This window comes from Clostridium sp. UMB9555A, from assembly GCF_030222355.1.
Lineage (GTDB): Bacteria > Bacillota > Clostridia > Clostridiales > Clostridiaceae > Sarcina > Sarcina perfringens.
In genome coordinates this window covers 1-13,906 of the sequence record NZ_JASORQ010000018.1, presented here as the reverse complement: position 1 = coordinate 13,906, position 13,906 = coordinate 1, and the positions used below count along the sequence as shown (strand labels likewise).

The window sequence follows — 13,906 nt, the reverse complement described above, 5'->3', positions numbered from 1 at the left end:
CCTTCTTCCCCTGGTAAGTTCGGTGTTGTTCCTCCTAATCCACTATCTCCTGGTAATTGTGGAGTTGTTCCTTCTTCCCCTGGTAAGTTCGGTGTTGTTCCTCCTAATCCACTATCCCCTGGTAATTGTGGAGTTGTCCCTTCTTCCCCTGGTAAGTTCGGTGTTGTTCCTCCTAATCCACTATCTCCTGGTAATTGTGGAGTTGTTCCTTCTTCTCCTGGTAAGTTCGGTGTTGTTCCTCCTAATCCTGGAATATCAAAATTTCCATCTATAGATATTTCATAAGACTTTTCATTTATTTTATCTTCCAACTCAGCTCTTATTAAACTTTGATATGGTTTATCAGGTTTAACTTTTACGCCTCCTCTAGAATATTTATAAAAATAAAACTTTACATCTTGGTACTTATAGTTAACTTTTAATTTTAAATCTGGATTTGGTTTTTCTGAAGATTCTATGTAAAACTCTTTTCCAACTGGTATAGATTTATTGTTTAATATTTCATCTGTATTCCAATCTTTTACTACCATGTTTTCTGGTAAATTTAATATAGTAAATGAACCAGTATTACCAGTAGTATATAGCTTTTCAGTTGAAAACTTCTTGCCAATTTCTTTGAATTTAAAATTACCAACAAGATTTAAAATTCCTTGTTCAAATTTTGTTGTTTTTGATAATTCAAGCAATTTATCATAGTATTTATATTTAGCTTCGTCTGAATCATAAGGATAATCATATCCAGCTAAAACAGTCCATAAAAGCTGCTGAGTAATATACCTTGCCTCATCTTTAGTTATTCCATATTTGCTAATTAAATCTGATGAATTTAAAGGATATCCATAAGTCAAAATAGCTGCAATTCTTTCTTTTTTTTCTTTACCATATGCATCCATTAACTCATCATTGTTATTTAAATAACTTTCACTTCTAGTATAATAAGTTTTATTTCCAGGATCATATGGACTACCTGGCTGATTGTAAGCCTGATTATAACAATATGCTACTTTCTCTCCATCATCTTCTATAAATATTGATGACCCAAATGAAGTTGCTTTTATATATGCCCAATATTCTTTTTCACTAGCAAATACATTTACTAATGAAAAACTAAAAATAATTAAAGTAAAAAAACTCAACTTATTAAAAAACTTTTTCATAAAATCCTCCATTATCTAAAATTATTATTAATAAATATTCATTATTTACTGACAACCTAGATTATAATAATAAATATTCTGGATAATTTCACCACTCTACAAAATAACTCTCAGATTCTATTAATATTTTTCATAAAATATTTAATATATTTTGTGAAAAATATATTATTCAAAGTATATTAATTAATAAGTTGCTCTAATTAATGTAAAATAACCCCATTTTCAGTTTAATAAATTAATTTCACATTATATTGTTAACTTTATGTAAAACTATTTTAAAATTCAAAATATTAAATTATCCTAAATATTAATACCATAACATAAATAATGGAGTAGTCATTTAAATGACTACTCCATTATTTCTTATTCTAAATTAACTACTATTCTTCCAAATTCTAATTCTAAATTAATGCCTTCTTCTTCAGGATATACTTCATAATCAAAAGTTGCTCTTCTTCCTCTATTTACTATTTGAGTTATTTTATCATCAAAAGTTAATGCTTGTTTCGTTTTACTTCCATTTTCCCCAACCACATTAAACATAGTAGGATCTATTTTCATGTCTTCATTTGATATATTTTCAACTGTTATATTAATAATGTCTTTCTCTTTTCCCATTGTTCCTGATTCTTTTTTCACACTATTTGCTTTTATTTTAAAATTACCTTCTTCAACCCATTCGCCTATTTTTCCATACCTTATCTCTTTATCTTTATTGTTTGCTTTCTCTACTGCACCTCTATAACTTAATTTCTTTTCATGTTCATTTATTAAATTACTTACACTATTAGTTTTAAATAGATTATAAAACGATATTCCTACACATATAGCACTTATTATTAAAATAGGCTTTCTAAAATAGTTTCTTTTTTCTTCTATTTTATTTTTAAACTCTTCCAATTCTTTTTTATTTTTAATATTTTCACTTTCAATTCTTTTTCTCTCACTCTCAAAAAACTTTAAATATTCTTTTTTTCTTTCCTCAAAAATATCATCTAAATTTTTTCTTATTTCTTCAGCATTATTAAATAATTCTATTTTTTCTAATTCAATACTCTTATTTTCTATATATTCTAATTTACATTTCAAACTCTCTTTCATTATCTCTGTCTCTTCTAAGACTTTCTTCAAATCTTCTATACTCTTCTTTTTCTCTTCTAATACGTTCTTCTTCAATCTCTCTAAGTTCTCTTTCTCTTCTTTCTGCCAATTCTCTATCTTTTTTAAGTCTTTCAAAATATTTTTTTCCATTTGCTTTAAATTTTTCATCATCTCTTCTAATTCTGTCTGAAATCCCCCCTTTAGATATAGGTCTTCTCTTATGCTCTTCACTTCTTCCCTTAGTTTTTTCAACTCCTCTGTTTCCTTCTTCAATTCCTCTCTCTTCTTTTCTTCCTCTATTATCTCCCTTGCTGATTGACCTGTCTGTTTGTTTATTAAACTCATTTATAATCCTCTCCTTTGTATATTTTTCTCCTAATCTTTTTCCCCTTACTGATTTTTTTTGTTCCGGATGTTTATAACTTATTGTACTTTTTGTTACTCTTGTTTCTACATTATATTTTTCTTTTAAATTCTCTCTAAACTCTTCTAAGCTTTTTGATTTTTTTAATTCTAATTCTATTACTTCTCTAAGCTCTCCTTTCCAAGTTTCTTGTCCTCTTTTTTCTATTCTGTATTCTTCATCTGTTTTTAAAACTTCATTTTTTTTATTTAAATTTATTTCTGTTAAATGTTCTCTTTCACAAATTTTATTACTTTCTTTTTTCATTTTTTCTAATTTTTTTGGACTTATCTGAAGCTTTTTTCCATCCTCAAAACTAACTGAATTAATTATAAAATGATTATGAATATGTTCTTTATCTATGTGAGTTACTAAATAAATTTGATATCCTTTTATATTTTTTTCTATCCATTCCTTTCCGATTTCGTGAACTTTTTCTGGTGTAATTTTATCTTCTGGATTAAAAGCTTGTGTGTAATGATAATATTGTTTTCCTTCTTTTTTGTTATAAAGTTCTTTAACTATATTAAATTCTTTTTCAATATTATCACTTGTACAATTAATTCCTGTTTTTAATTCTTCTAAAGTTTTTCCCTCTTTTTCTAAATATTTTAACTGGCTTTTTAAACTTTTTTTACCTGGCAAATATTTTATTACTGCCATTATTTATTACTCTCCTTTAAAATTTTTTCGATTAAATCCCATAAATTATTTAATTTATTTTTCATTTCTTTTATATCTCTTTGTTCACCTTCATTTATTTTTTTTGCTATTTGATTTAAATTATTTCCTTCTCTTGATAGCTCTAAAAGTATTTCTTTTAATCCATCTATTACAATTATTTTTTTATTTAATGCACTCTTTATTAAATATTCTTGTTGTTTTAATTTTGATTTTTCTACTTTCTTTTTTATCTGATCATACTCTTTTTCATTAACGTAAAATTTTATTTGCTTTTCTCTTTTTCTATTTTCATTCATTATTTTTTCTCCTAAAAAAATTTTTGATTTTTGTTGGGTGTGGTCTTGGAGGGCTTTGCCCTAACCCAAGCAAGATAGTAAAACTTGTTTTACGGTCGTATTTGATATGCCCTCTTGGGTACTCAAATACTAATCTTGCAATGCTTACTTTAATTAAATTTTAATCCTTTTAAAAAGAGTTTTCAATCATAAAATAAAAAAGCTTTTTTCCCTCAAAAAAATTAATTAATCATTTTTTTAATACTAATAATTAATTTTTATTTTCTTAATCCAGGGAAAAAAAGCTTTAATTTATTTGCAAAATTTTTTTCGTTTTTCAATTTTCTTTTTTCTAAATTCAATTTAATTTCTTGAATTTTTTCTTCTGTAGCTACAGATCTTTCGCACATTTTTTTATAATTTTTTTCTTGTTCCTCGTAATTTTTTATCACATTTTTTGTAGCCACATTTAAAATTTCACTTATCGTAGTGTTCTTTTCTTTAGCAATCTTTTTCAATTTTTCTTTTTGCTCTTTGGTCACTCTAACCCTTATAACATCATCTTTTATCACCTTTGTAGCCACAAAAAAATCCTCACTTTAAACAAATACTTCTACTAATTTAATTCTGTAGCCACACAAATAAACCTTTATTTTCGATAATATTTTTTCATTCCAAGCCACGCTAAAAAATAAAAAGGCACTCTAATAAAAGTTCCTTCGGAACAACCTAAAATAAAAACTTCTCTCTAAAAATCTCCCATAAAAAAAGAACAGGTACAAAGTACCCTATAATACAAGGGCTGAAAAAATTTTGCACCTATATAAATAAAATTTAAAGTTTGATTTATACAATAAATTATCTTATAATACAAAAGAACAAGGTTATATTAAACCTTGTTCTCGTAAGAAATTAACGTCATTTATACATGTACGTTTAGATATTTTCATTAACGTATAGATTTCTTTTTGTGTATGACCTTTGTCCAGTAGGTCTAAAATTCTTTCTCTACGTTGTGAAATTTTTTCTTTTTCACTCAATTTACCTTGAGATTTTAATTTCTCTTGGTAAATTTTTTTTGCCTTTTCACCATCATAACTATTTTTATTTCTTATTCTTTTTCTCCTCTTATATTCTTCTTTAGAAATTATTATTGTCATATATTTTTGCTCTTCTTCTGTAATTTCTAATAGCTCTATAAGAGTTTCATTCTTATACTTATATTGCTTATTTTTATCTAAATAACATATTTCAGCACTCCTAGTTGCTCTTATAACTTCTCTTTCACTTAAAGCTTGTCTAAACATACTATTAAGTTCTAAAGCATCATTTAACGCCTTCTCAATGTCTTCTGTAAAACTACAAAGGTAATATCTATATAAAAATAATATAAGTTCTCTATGACCTTTTAAATCATATTCTCTTAGTTCACAAAGTTTTATTATGTCTTGTATCCTTCCATAATATAAACTTCTTTCTCTATAAATATAATTTATTTTACTTGGTCTACCCTTTTTCTTTTCATATGGCTTTAATTCAGGTAAAAATCCATTTTGTATTTCTCTTAAATCATAAACATATTCGTATTCGTCTAATATATTTACTACTGTTTTTGATTTAGAATTTATACTTCCTGGTACTCTTAATATCCTAGTTGCATCTAATGCTTGTCTATCTGCTCCAAAACACTTTAATTGCTTATATAAATAATCTTGTACTGCTTTCCATAATGGTAATGCTTGACTAGGTACTGCATTTATTAACCAAATTAAATACATTCCTCTCCCACTATCTATTACATAATTAGGAATAGGAATACTTTGATTAAAATAGTTCTTTTCTAAGTCAATTAATACCTGATCCTCAGTTTTATCAGTTTTATAATAATCTAAGTCTATAAATAATGTATTTAACTCTTTTATATTTTCTAGCCTTCTACAAGGCTTATAGAACGTATTTAAAGTTATATAGATATTTTCACCATTCATATCTAAATCCTTTAACTCAGCGTATTTATAGTGCCATTGATTATATCCTTTTTTATCTATAACGCTCCTAGTTATCCATCCTTTACTATTACTGTGGACATTATCTATATAGTTTACCTTATTCACTTGTAACGCGTTCCCCACTTATTCACCTCCCCTTTTGTAAAAACTAAGAAAATTATATCATATTTTCTGTAAATAAAAAAAAGCTTTTAAAAGCTCTTTTTTATTTCTTAGTTGAATGTTTTTACGTATATCTTATATCCATATTCTTTTAATGTATCTATAAATTTATTTACTTCTACATCTTTATTTTTTCTTAAAATACTTAATCTATATTTTAATTTTTTATATACTTCATTTTTACACTTAAATACAACTTCTATATATTCAAAATGTACATTTATTTCAATAAAATCTATATTTCTAGTATCTACTCCCCTAACCAATGTACCTATGTAATCATTACTTACATAAATAATTGGTAAAGAAAGAAACATTATTGGCATGTATATAATTAAAAATATTAAAAAAAACTCACTTATAACTATATATAATAAAATTAAGATATAATTAAAAAATAAATATGGAATTATTAATTTATCCATTATTTTATCATTGCTGCTACCTAAACTTATAACAGTATATGAATTCATTGATAAATTCTTTTTACTTCTTATAACTTTGTATAGAAATATTGTATTAACTATACACATAATTATTATTAAAAATATATCTACATAATTCATTATTAAATAAACTCCATTCTATCTATTCTTTAAGCCTATTTTTTCTAAAAGATAATATAACATTTTTTCTTTTCTTGTTATTATCCTCGCCTCACACATCATTCCTGGTTTTATAAAACTTTCTTCCCCCTTATTACTATATAGACTATTAGAGTTTAAGCTTCCTTCTCCTACAAAAAATGCTATTCCTTTTTCATTGTCAATTTTAGAATCTGGACTTATACTTTCTACTTTACCATCTAAAAATCCATACTCTCTATATGGTAACGCTTCAAAACTATATTTTATCTCTTCACCATCTTTTATATTTGCTATATCCTTTGTTGGTATAATTAAATCAACCTTATATGTGTCGGAATCAGGAATTATATTAGCTACCATTGCACCAGTTTGTAAAACAACTCCTTGCTCTAGGTTAATATTAACATTTAGTTTTCCATCTACAGGAGCTTTAACAATACATTTTTCTATGCTCTGTTCTATTTGTTTTTTATTTTCTTCTAGTTCTTTTTTCTTCTGAATATTTAAATTCATTTTTTCCTCAATTTGTGCCAATACTGTTGTTTTATTCTTATCCTTAGAAATATTTACTGATTCTTCTAAACTACTAATATTACTATCTAGCTTGTTTATACTTTGATTTATTTTGTCTATATTTCCTTTAATTTGAGCTATAGTATCACTTTTTAATTTTTCTAATTGCTCATTATTATTTTTAATTTCTAAAGCTATTTGCTCTACTTGATTATTTAACTGTTTATTTTTTTCATCAAAAACTAATTTTTTTTCTTCTAAATTCTCGATAGTGTTATTTTCAGAGTTTAAACCTTCTATTTCTTTGTTATTTGATTCAATTTCCTTATTTAAACTATCTTTGCTACTTTTAAGTTGTTCTGTTTTGTTTAAAATCATTTCTCTTGAACTAATGTAGCTATCATATTGTGCACTATATACTGAACCCTTCTCCGTATAGTTTTTATTTTCACTAATCGATTTGCTAAGTATTTCTAAATTAGCTTTTTCATTAAGGAGTTCATTTTTAGAATCAGAAATATTATTTTTTTCTTCAAGAGAAACCTTATTTCCAGCTTCATAGCTTTTAAATTTATAATAATATTCCTTTTCTTCATCATTGTTTTCAAAATAATTTGTATTTTCATTAATTGATTTATTTAGCTTCTCAAGACTTTTGTTATCTTTATCTAAATAGTTTATTTGCTCATCTATTTGATTTTTCTTATCTTGTAACTCTGAAGAATCTATTTCAAATAAAATATCACCTTTTTTTATCTCTTCACCATTCTTCATTTTTACAGATTTTACTTCTCCTTGTAATATATTTGATATACTGTGAATTTCATTATCCGGTCTAACTACACCTTGAACTTTAACTATTATTTCTTTTTCACTAAACCATGACCAAGTAAGAAATGTTGCTATAACTGCTATTAAGATATAAATAAATATCATAATAAATTTGTTTGGCTTAGATTCCATAACCTGTCTACTATCACTTAGATTTTCAATATTGTCTATCTTAAACTTCATGTTCAACAGCCTCCTTAATCTCAATTTTTTCTATATCAGGAAGTTGCTCTTTCCAAAGTTCATAATATCGCCCTTGTTTTTCTAATAATTCCTTATGGCTACCTTGTTCCTTTATTTCACCTTTTTCTAAAATATAAATATTATCACATCTCATAATTGTACTTAATCTATGAGCTATTATTATAGTTATCATTCCCTCGCTAAATTCATGTATAGTCTTTTCTATAGCCTTTTCGGTTATAGAATCAAGATTGCTTGTAGCTTCATCCATTATAAGTATTTCAGGTTTTCTAAGTATTGCTCTTGCAATAGATAATCTTTGCTTTTGTCCTCCTGAAAAATTCGAACCATTTTCTTCAACTAAAGTATTATATCTTAATGGTAATGAGTTTATAAAATCATGTATCTGAGCCTTTTTACAAGCTTCTATAATTTCCTCATAGGTTAAATATGGATTGCCTAACATTAAATTTTCTAATATAGTTCCATTAAATAAAAATGTTTCTTGTGATATATAAGCAATTTTATCTCTAAGAGCTTCCACATTAACATCTAATAAATTATAGTCATTTACTATAATTTCTCCTTTTTCACATTGATAAAAGTTAAGTAAAAGCTTCGCTATAGTAGTTTTACCTGAACCACTTTCACCAACTAATGCAACTCTCTCGCCTTTATTTATCGTCATATTTATATTCTTTAAAATAAGTTGTCTTGTTCCATATCTAAAGTCAACATTTTTAAATTCTATTTTCCCATTTAATGAATTTGGATTAATTTTTTTATGTTCATCTTCAGCTTTTTCTAAAGATAAATCTAATATTTCACTTAATCTTTCTGCTGCTACAACTGCCGTTTGTAATGTTGGCTGCAAATTAATTATATTTTCTATTGGATTTAAAAAATAAACCAATAAAGCATTAAAAGTTAAAAGCTCACCGAAAGATATTTTCCCATTTAAAACTTGAATAGTTCCAATCCATAAAATAGCTATAGTAAAAACACCTTTTACTAGACTTTTTAAAGACATCTGAATATTATTTATGTACTCATTTTTGAATATTGCTTTTATAAATTTTATAAATCTTTTTTCAGTTTCTAAATTAACTTCTCTTTCTGCATTAAATGCCTTTATAGTTTCTATTCCATTTAAAGATTCAACTAAATATGATGTTAATTTAGCATTACCTTCCATAGTTTCTCTATTAATCTTTTCTATATTACTTTTAAAGGTAAAAACAATAATTCCATATAAAACTAATGGAACTATAGTTATTCCAAATAATAAAGGACTTTGATAATAAAGTATAAATCCTCCAATTAAGACCATAAATACATCAATCATCATAGTAAGAGCAACACCTGAAATAGCTTGTCTTATTTTTGAAGCATCATTAAACCTAGATATAATTTCTCCAACTTCTCTAGTTCCAAAAAAGTTCATAGGAAGATTAATAACATGATCATAATATCCTAGCATTAATGGTATATCTAATCTTTGTCCTAAATGTATAAGTAATTGCGTTCTAAATGCCTCTGTAATCACTTTAAATATAACAAGTAATATAAAACCTATAGAAAAAACTGTTAAGGATTCTCTAAGGTTATTAGGTACTATATCATCTAAAAGAAACTTAAAATAAAAAGAACCTAATATTCCAAAGACAGTTACAAGAATTGAAGCTAAAAATATATTAAAAAGCAAACCCTTCTGTGGCTTCAATAAATCAAAAAACCTAGTAAATACGCCTTTAACTTCATTTCCTTTATTAAAACTAGACGTAGGTGTCATTATTAAAAGAACCCCTGTCCAAATATTAAAGAAATCACTAGGATTATATTTAACTATTCCTTTTCCAGGATCAGCTACTATAATTTCTTTTTCACTAATTTTATGTACAACTACGTAATGCAGCATTGTTTTATCTATAACAACATGTGCTATTGCCGGCAATGGAATTTCACCAAATATGTCTTCTGGCTTATTAGCCTTAACACCTTTTGCTGAAAATCCTAATTTTTCTGAAGCTTGTATAATTCCCAAAGCACTCGTACCAAATTTATCAGTTCCAGCAACTTCTCTAATTTTTGATATTGGATATTTTAGTCCATATTGTCTACAAATCGTTGCTAAACATGCACAACCACAATCCTTATAATCATGCTGTTTAATACAGTAATATTTTCGAAACATTTTTCACTTAATACCTTTCTTTAATAAATTATCAATTTTAATATGAAAACGTTATTATTTTATTAAACTTTCCATAATAATCATATTTTTATACTATTATTATAGCAAATTTTGACAAAGTTTGTTATAATTAATTATACAGAATTTTCAGAATATTTATGGAGGGGGATTTAAAATGAATGAATTACAAAACTTTAACTCTTTAAATTTAGAAGAACTAGAAAAAATAGATGGTGGGTTAGTTATAACTATAGGAGCATTAACAATAACTGGAGCTGCTATAGCTAAAGGAGCTGCAGCAATTGGAACTGCTTATATGGCCGGATATACATTAGGTACACATATGAAGAAAAAAAATCCTTAATATAATAATATTTTAAAAATATAATAATAGGGGGAATACATATGTCAAATCTTTCAACTTTAGAATATACAGAGTTAGTAGAAATAAATGGTGGTTCTATAACCTTAACTATAATGGGAGTTACATTTGTAGGCTGGAAAGCAGTTGCGCTAATTTCTGCCGGTGTAACAACATTGGCTGGAGCTGCTGCATTAGGATTCTATAATGGCTCTAAATAATAGAGGTGATAATATGAAAATTCAAGTAAATAACTTATTATTTACTAGCAGAAATCTAATGATTATTTTATCATTTGTATCTTTATTAATAACATTATATTTATCATATTTAAAAATTTTTACCGAATCAGAGATAAATTCAAATAATATAGTATTTGCTATAATTTTAACAGCATTAAATATCTATTTAATAAATAAATAAATTATATAGAATAAATTATAAAGTACCTAACTATACTTTATAATTTATTCTTTTTTAAAGATTTAATCTAAAATCTCAAACATAAATAAAAATAAAATTTTATTATGTTTATTTTAAATCATTTAGCACTCTATATACAGTTACTCTACTTAAACTTGTTTGCCTTACTATATCAACTATTTTATAACCTTCCTTATATAGTAACTCTACTGTATCGGCTTTATCATTTCTCTTAGAAGGCCTTCCTCCACTTCTCCCTCTAGCTTTTTCACTTCTTAACCATTCTTTAGTCCTTTGACTTATTAAGTCCCTTTCTAACTTACTCAATCCACTCATAACAGTTAGTAAAAAACTATTATATAAATTATCACTTGATGTATCTAGCTTGGATATTTTAACCCATATTGACTACAAATTGTTGGTAAACATGTACAACCACAGTCTTTATAATCATGTTATTTAATGCAGTAATACTTTATAAACAAATTGTCCATATATTTTATCATTTCGAATTGTAATTTTAATACACAAATAACCTTTTTATTGTTATTTTTATACTTTTTGTAAACTTTATGTATTTTTACCGTAGTAATTATAGCATTTTTTTGAATTTTTTGTTATAATTAATCGAATTTATTTTCAATTTATTAAAAAATTTACAAATTAAAGGAGATTCTTCTAATGGAAAGCATCACTTTAACTGAATTAGAAACTATTAATGCTGGTGGCTGGAGAGAAGCTGGGAAAGCATTTGTAGGTACACTTGGAATAGCTACTGGTGTTGGTTTATCTATAGCTTCAATTGCATGCCCACCTTTAATAGAAACAGGAATAGGCTGTATTGGAGCAGGCGCTGGTGCTATTGCATCAATTAATGGATAATATATGAAGGAGGAAAGAGTAATGAATAAATGTACTTTAGATGAATTAACTACTATTAATGGAGGAGGAGTATTTGATACTATTTCTGGCGTTTGTGAAGTTGTTGGAGGAACAATAGCTATAGTATCAGGTGCCGGTGCAATAGGTGCTGCTGAAGGCTCATTAGTTGGCCCTGTTGGTACTGTTATTGGAGGTGTTGTTGGAGTAACTTGTGGAATAGCTACCCTTTGTTAATTTCAACTTAATAGTAAAAAGCTATATAAATTTATATAGCTTTTTATTTAAATATAAATTTAATATTTTCTGATATTATTGGAGGATACAATGAAAAATTTAATTAAGTCTAAAAAAGTAAATGTAATTTTCATAATTTTAACTCTTATATGTTGTATATGTTTTTGTTTGCAAGGATTTATTTATACTAATATCGGTTCAAAAATACTAAGCTTTTTTGCAAGCTTTTTATTTGGTATTAGTGCAATGTTAAAACTAGTACATCTCTTAAAAGAATAATTTAATATATGCTTAGCTATATAACTAAGCATCCTTTTTCTAAAAAAATTAATACTTCCCAATATTAAAATATTATTAATTTAATTCTAATAACAAAAACTATTTTTATTTAAACTATAAATACTATTTACATATAACATTTAAATCATTTAGCACTCTATATACAGTTGCTCTACTTAACCCTGTTTGCTTTACTATATCAACTATTTTATAACCTTCCCTATATAGTAATCCTACTGTATCGGCTTTATCATTTCTCTTGGAAGGCCTTCCTCCATTCCTCCCCCTAGCTCTTGCGCTTTTTAAACCTTCTTTAGTCCTTTGACTTATTAAGTCCCCTTCTAATTGACTCAATCCACTCATAACAGTTAGTAAAAAACTATTATATGGATTATCACTTGATGTATCTAACCAAGTATCTTTAATACTTTTTATACTAGCTCCTTTAGCTTTTATTCTATCTATAATATTGAGTAAATCCTTTGTACTTCTTGATATTCTGGTCAAATCAGTAATTATAACTGTATCTCCTTTTTGTAGTTCATCTATCATTTTATCTAGCTGCTCTCTATTAGATTTCATTCCACTTATTTTTTCTTGATATATATTTCTCTTATCTACACCATAATCAATTAACATATCTATTTGTCTATTTAAACTTTGTTCTTCAGTACTAACCCTTGCATATCCAACTAACATAATTTTATCTCCATTTTTTCTAAATTTATTTCTTTTATTATACCAAAAAGGTATCATAATCTAAATAGATTATGATACCTTTTTTAATACATTTTTACATGGAAAATTTGGCTTTTTTCTGTACAAAAAAATAATGTATCAAAAATCACCCTTTTTGCTACTTTGTTTTTTATAAATTTATAACTATTATCATCAATAAAATTAAATTTACGCTCATAATTAAAGATAATAAATAAAAAGAGTGTCGAATTTTCGACACTCTAAATTACAAAGCAATATATTAATTTATACCTTTATATTATATATATTTATTCAAACTTATACTTATTTAATGTTACTAAACCTACTATTGATAAAACTCCTAATAAACCAAATCCTACCGTACCTGCATCTCCAGTTTTAGGTATATTAAGATTAGGTTTATTCTGGGAACTCGTTCCTTCTTCCCCTGGTAAGTTCGGTGTTGTTCCTCCTAATCCACTATCTCCTGGTAATTGTGGAGTTGTTCCTTCTTCTCCTGGTAAGTTCGGTGTTGTTCCTCCTAATCCACTATCCCCTGGTAATTGTGGAGTTGTTCCTTCTTCTCCTGGTAAGTTCGGTGTTGTTCCTCCTAACCCACTATCCCCTGGTAATTGTGGAGTTGTTCCTTCTTCTCCTGGTAAGTTCGGTATTGTTCCTCCTAATCCACTATCTCCTGGTAATTGTGGAGTTGTCCCTTCTTCCCCTGGTAAGTTCGGTGTTGTTCCTCCTAATCCACTATCTCCTGGTAATTGTGGAGTTGTTCCTTCTTCCCCTGGTAAGTTCGGTGTTGTTCCTCCTAATCCACTATCCCCTGGTAATTGTGGAGTTGTCCCTTCTTCCCCTGGTAAGTTCGGTGTTGTTCCTCCTAATCCACTATCTCCTGGTAATTGTGGAGTTGTTCCTTCTTC

15 protein-coding genes and 1 pseudogene are annotated in these 13,906 nt (G+C 26.6%); 4 read left to right on the top strand and 12 right to left on the bottom strand.

All coding sequences use genetic code 11. From position 1 onward, the window contains the following. The 9 genes from QP548_RS16555 to QP548_RS16515 form a co-directional block, all read right to left on the bottom strand. The coding region (locus tag QP548_RS16555) for a Cys-Gln thioester bond-forming surface protein (protein WP_284905657.1) at positions 1 to 1,157 on the bottom strand (1,157 nt) is incomplete at its 3' end. A 363-nt stretch (positions 1,158 to 1,520) separates the two neighbouring features. Further along, entirely contained in the window at positions 1,521 to 2,258 is a 738-nt protein-coding gene (locus QP548_RS16550) for a DUF4352 domain-containing protein (RefSeq protein WP_061416452.1), read from the bottom strand. Continuing rightward, entirely contained in the window at positions 2,236 to 3,324 is a 1,089-nt protein-coding gene (locus QP548_RS16545; RefSeq protein ID WP_061416455.1) for a relaxase/mobilization nuclease domain-containing protein, read from the bottom strand. The genes QP548_RS16550 and QP548_RS16545 overlap by 23 nt, the downstream gene beginning before the upstream one ends. Continuing rightward, a complete protein-coding gene (locus QP548_RS16540) occupies positions 3,324 to 3,641 on the bottom strand; it encodes a plasmid mobilization protein (RefSeq protein ID WP_061416429.1) in 318 nt (105 codons plus the stop codon). Before QP548_RS16540 ends, QP548_RS16545 begins: the two co-directional genes overlap by 1 nt. A gap of 257 nt (positions 3,642 to 3,898) precedes the next feature. Further along, on the bottom strand, positions 3,899 to 4,204 hold the full coding sequence (locus QP548_RS16535) for a CopG family transcriptional regulator (RefSeq protein WP_061429472.1): 306 nt from the start codon (positions 4,202 to 4,204) through the stop codon (positions 3,899 to 3,901). A gap of 300 nt (positions 4,205 to 4,504) precedes the next feature. Continuing rightward, positions 4,505 to 5,752 (bottom strand): hypothetical protein, encoded by a 1,248-nt coding sequence (locus QP548_RS16530; RefSeq protein WP_061416432.1) that lies wholly within the window; start codon positions 5,750 to 5,752, stop codon positions 4,505 to 4,507. An 89-nt stretch (positions 5,753 to 5,841) separates the two neighbouring features. Further along, positions 5,842 to 6,357, bottom strand: coding sequence for a hypothetical protein (locus QP548_RS16525; protein WP_061416434.1), 516 nt, complete (start codon positions 6,355 to 6,357; stop codon positions 5,842 to 5,844). A gap of 18 nt (positions 6,358 to 6,375) precedes the next feature. Then, the gene (locus QP548_RS16520) at positions 6,376 to 7,905 is read right to left on the bottom strand and encodes an HlyD family efflux transporter periplasmic adaptor subunit (protein WP_061416437.1); all 1,530 of its coding nucleotides are present in this window, start codon (positions 7,903 to 7,905) and stop codon (positions 6,376 to 6,378) included. Continuing rightward, positions 7,895 to 10,099 carry a peptidase domain-containing ABC transporter gene (locus tag QP548_RS16515; protein WP_061416440.1) on the bottom strand — a complete coding sequence of 735 codons (2,205 nt, stop codon included), beginning with the start codon at positions 10,097 to 10,099 and terminating at the stop codon, positions 7,895 to 7,897. The genes QP548_RS16520 and QP548_RS16515 overlap by 11 nt, the downstream gene beginning before the upstream one ends. 175 nt (positions 10,100 to 10,274) lie before the next feature. Between QP548_RS16515 and QP548_RS16510 the strand changes: the two genes are divergently transcribed. Together QP548_RS16510 and QP548_RS16505 are read left to right on the top strand one after the other, a co-directional pair. Then, positions 10,275 to 10,463, top strand: coding sequence for a hypothetical protein (locus QP548_RS16510; protein ID WP_003450509.1), 189 nt, complete (start codon positions 10,275 to 10,277; stop codon positions 10,461 to 10,463). A 41-nt stretch (positions 10,464 to 10,504) separates the two neighbouring features. Next, entirely contained in the window at positions 10,505 to 10,681 is a 177-nt protein-coding gene (locus tag QP548_RS16505) for a hypothetical protein (protein ID WP_003450493.1), read from the top strand. A 310-nt stretch (positions 10,682 to 10,991) separates the two neighbouring features. Here QP548_RS16505 and QP548_RS16500 read toward each other — a convergent pair. Continuing rightward, a pseudogene (locus tag QP548_RS16500) lies at positions 10,992 to 11,282 on the bottom strand (helix-turn-helix domain-containing protein); the annotation flags it as partial. 282 nt (positions 11,283 to 11,564) lie between these two features. On the opposite strand from QP548_RS16500, the gene QP548_RS16495 reads away from it, so the two are divergent. Further along, on the top strand, positions 11,565 to 11,765 hold the full coding sequence (locus QP548_RS16495; protein ID WP_061429473.1) for a hypothetical protein: 201 nt from the start codon (positions 11,565 to 11,567) through the stop codon (positions 11,763 to 11,765). A gap of 21 nt (positions 11,766 to 11,786) precedes the next feature. After that, positions 11,787 to 11,999: a hypothetical protein gene (locus QP548_RS16490; RefSeq protein ID WP_061429474.1), complete on the top strand. Its 213-nt coding sequence runs from the start codon at positions 11,787 to 11,789 to the stop codon at positions 11,997 to 11,999. 402 nt (positions 12,000 to 12,401) lie between these two features. Here QP548_RS16490 and QP548_RS16485 read toward each other — a convergent pair whose 3' ends face one another. Together QP548_RS16485 and QP548_RS16480 are read right to left on the bottom strand one after the other, a co-directional pair. Continuing rightward, positions 12,402 to 12,977, bottom strand: coding sequence for a recombinase family protein (locus QP548_RS16485; protein WP_061416449.1), 576 nt, complete (start codon positions 12,975 to 12,977; stop codon positions 12,402 to 12,404). A gap of 308 nt (positions 12,978 to 13,285) precedes the next feature. After that, positions 13,286 to 13,906, bottom strand: a 621-nt coding sequence (locus tag QP548_RS16480; protein WP_284905656.1) for an LPXTG cell wall anchor domain-containing protein, incomplete at its 5' end; no start/stop codon positions are given.